Below are 3317 nucleotides of genomic sequence, written 5' to 3' on the forward strand. Positions count from 1 at the left end.
GTATTAATGTTTTTGTTGAAGGAGCTTATTAGTTAAATAAGCTCCTTTTTTATTGAGATGAAGTAGCAACTATACCAAAGGATAGCACTATCCTCTGGTATAGTAGTAGCTTTTTGATACTTCGTATCTATAATTTTGCCAGACATAAAAAGGCAAAAAAAATGAAAATATTACATCTTATATCAAGCCCGAGAGGCGAAGCATCATTCAGTATTAAATTGGGAAATGCGATTGTTGARAAATTACAGGCTGCAAATCCGGGAAGCACTTTAACTACACATGATCTTACCAATACCCCATTTCCACATTTGGAAGAGGTACACATCAATTCTTTTTTTACACCGCAAGAAAATCACACGGCAGAATTTTCGGAAGCAATAAGACATTCAAATGAGGCCATTGCCGAACTTAAAGATGCTGATGTGATTGTAATTGGTGCGCCGTTGTATAATTTCGGTATTCCTTCTACTTTAAAAGCATGGATCGATCATATTGCACGTGCCGGTCAAACCTTCAGCTACTCAGAAAAAGGCCCCGAAGGTTTGGTAAAAAACAAAAAAGTATATCTGGCCATTTCGTCTGGCGGCGTGTATTCGGAGGGACCAATGAAGCCTTACGACTTTACAGAATCATATTTAAGATCTGTTTTAGGCTTTATGGGCATGGTTGACATTACAGCATTCAGGGCCGAAGGCTTAAGCATGCCTACTATAAAAGATGTAGCGCTGGGTAAAGCAGTTGAAAGTATAATACTTTAAGGGGGTTAATTCGTCATTGCGAGGAGGAACGACAGCCTGTCCCGACTTTTCGGGAAAGCAATCTTTCATACTGCCTGGTACAAGATTGCTTCATCCAATGAAAAATTGGCTTCGCAATGACGATTTCCTTTAATTAAGCAAATATTTATCTACTCTATTAACAAAATCGTTCAGATCGAAAGGTTTGTTGATGAAATCTTCCGCATCACATTTAGCCTTAACTGCGTTCAAATGGTTGTTAGCCGACATCATCATTACCGGAATATCATGTGTTTTAATATTTCGCTTTAGCGTATTACAGATATCCAGACCATTTCCATCAGGCAACATAATATCAAGAATTACCATATCTGGCCGGTGTTTACTCATTTGAAACCAAAAATCGTTGGTGTTAGGGCAGGTCTTTACTTCGTAAAGTTCTTCGATCAATAAAAATTCGATGATTTCTCTAATACTCGGATTGTCTTCTACTACATAGATGCACTTTTTCATAAGCTCTATTTTTATTATATAGATAACTAGTCTAGCTATCAGATGTTTAAGATAGTTATGCACAATACTGGAGTTATTAACCTTTTGGTACGCCGTGTCATGCATTTCTATAATTTTTGTGCTGACTAAAAAAAATACAAAAATAAATTTTGATACTAATTTTTTTAGTATAGATTTGCTTTTGAAGAGACAGAATACAGGAGATATCATAAAGATAATCCGATGTATTTAATTGATGATTTTAAACAAAAAGCTTCTTGCTTGGTTTGTTTGCTGATATATTTATTTTTTCTATGACCGTTACCGTTTTAGCCATATTCGAAACAGATTTTAGACCAGATCTTTCATTAGGTAAAATCATGAATGAAAGACTGAGGATTGCTGCTGCAGATCTGCAGGACATTCATTTGCAGCATTTACAGGCCATTGGGCAACGTAGTGATGATTTAGTGGTGTATATAAGTTATAACCCCAAATATAAAATAAGATGGCGTGTTGTTAACGACGTGCCTGAGGATGTAGAAAACTTTGTAGCCCAAACCTGCGGTAATTTAGGTTACATCCACTGGAAAACAGCTTCTCTTAATGTTTTTAAAGGAAGTGAATAAAAAAAAGACTTCTATCGTGATATTTTATGGCGGTCGTCATTCTCGCCTAAGCGGGAATCTTAATTCGATAAACTTACTTTTATGATGGATAGATTATAGAAGTCTAAAATAAATAGATGGCATGAAAGATGTTGAAATAAATCCGATAGCTATCGAATCAGCATGACGATTTCTCGACTATAGCCTAATAAAATTCAAACAAAAAGAGGTTGTGTCATAAATATAGATTTGTCATCCTGAGCCTGTCGAAGGACCTATTTAAATACTCTTTAAGGTGTTTCGACAGGCTCAACATGACATCATCTGAGCTGAAATTGCCTTTATGATAAACCTCTTTCGTTTTCTATGGTCGTAAATGGATCTCAGCGATTAAACTAAAAATCCTCCGCCCAATAAATCATTTCCTTCGTAAAATACCGCCGATTGTCCTGGTGCAATTGCTGAAACATTGTGATCGAACACCACACGCATTTTATCTTTTTCCTGAACAATTGTACTTAGCATACCCGTATCTTTGTAGCGGATTTTGGTAATCACATCATTCATTGGTTCTTCAATGCTTGCATATTTTATCAGGTTAATGTTACGTACCATGGCTTCGCGGCGTTCAAGCTCATCAGCTTTACCCAAAACTACCGTATTACTTTCTGGCAGGATCTGCGTTACAAACATGGGCTCGCCAAAGGCAACGCCTAAACCTTTACGTTGGCCAATGGTGTAAAAAGGATAACCTTTATGTTGCCCAACAACCATTCCATTACTTAAAATGAAATTTCCGCCGGCTACTCTATCTTCTAAATCTTCTACTTTATGTTTTAGGAAAGCCCTGTAATCGTTATCCGGAACAAAACAGATTTCGTAACTCTCCGATTTTTTTGCCAGTTCTTMCTGTCCCATATCCAAAGCCATTTGTCTGATTTCAGATTTTGCAAAACTGCCCAATGGGAATTTAGTACGCGAAAGATTTTCTTGCGAAACGCCCCACAGTACATAAGATTGATCCTTGTTTTCGTCTTTTCCTTTTGAAATTACATAACGGCCGCTGTCTTGCTGGCGGATATTGGCATAGTGCCCTGTTGCGATAAATTCGCAATCGAGTTTATTGGCACGTTTTAAAAGTGCTTCCCATTTAATGTGTGTATTGCACAAAACACATGGATTTGGGGTTCTTCCGGCAAGGTATTCATCAACAAAATTATCGATYACATAATCGCCAAATTCATCCCTGATATCAAGGATATAATGGGGAAAGCCATAGTTTACGGCAAGTGTACGGGCATCGTTGATACTATCTAATGAGCAACAGCCAGTTTCTTTACTGCTACCGCCAGAAGTAGCATAATCCCAGGTCTTCATGGTTAAGCCAATAACCTCATAACCCTGCTCATGCAACATTACAGCCGCTACCGAACTATCAACCCCGCCACTCATGGCAACCAGAATTCTACCGTGTTTACTC

General features: G+C 37.7%; 4 protein-coding genes. 2 read left to right on the top strand and 2 right to left on the bottom strand.

Annotated elements, in window-relative coordinates:
- Positions 1 to 161: 161 nt before the first annotated feature.
- On the top strand, positions 162 to 758 hold the full coding sequence (locus tag AC1DND_RS23560; protein WP_477585021.1) for an FMN-dependent NADH-azoreductase: 597 nt from the start codon (positions 162 to 164) through the stop codon (positions 756 to 758).
- Positions 759 to 887: 129 nt separating this feature from the next.
- On the opposite strand, the gene AC1DND_RS23565 is transcribed toward AC1DND_RS23560, so the two are convergent.
- Positions 888 to 1250 carry a response regulator transcription factor gene (locus AC1DND_RS23565; RefSeq protein WP_477585022.1) on the bottom strand — a complete coding sequence of 121 codons (363 nt, stop codon included), beginning with the start codon at positions 1248 to 1250 and terminating at the stop codon, positions 888 to 890.
- 293 nt (positions 1251 to 1543) lie between these two features.
- Here AC1DND_RS23565 and AC1DND_RS23570 point away from each other — a divergent pair, with 293 nt between their 5' ends.
- Positions 1544 to 1858: a hypothetical protein gene (locus AC1DND_RS23570; RefSeq protein WP_477585023.1), complete on the top strand. Its 315-nt coding sequence runs from the start codon at positions 1544 to 1546 to the stop codon at positions 1856 to 1858.
- 369 nt (positions 1859 to 2227) lie between these two features.
- Here AC1DND_RS23570 and mnmA read toward each other — a convergent pair.
- Positions 2228 to 3317: tRNA 2-thiouridine(34) synthase MnmA (gene mnmA / locus AC1DND_RS23575; protein WP_477585024.1), on the bottom strand; the 1090-nt coding region annotated here is incomplete at its 5' end.

This window comes from Pedobacter sp. 01N416 (assembly GCF_056399685.1).

Bases quoted from the DNA above. Each gene is read 5' to 3' on its own strand.
- AC1DND_RS23570 (WP_477585023.1), top strand. From the start codon at position 1,544: ATGACCGTTACCGTTTTAGCCATATTCGAAACAGATTTTAGACCAGAT.
- AC1DND_RS23565 (WP_477585022.1), bottom strand. From the start codon at position 1,250: ATGAAAAAGTGCATCTATGTAGTAGAAGACAATCCGAGTATTAGAGAA.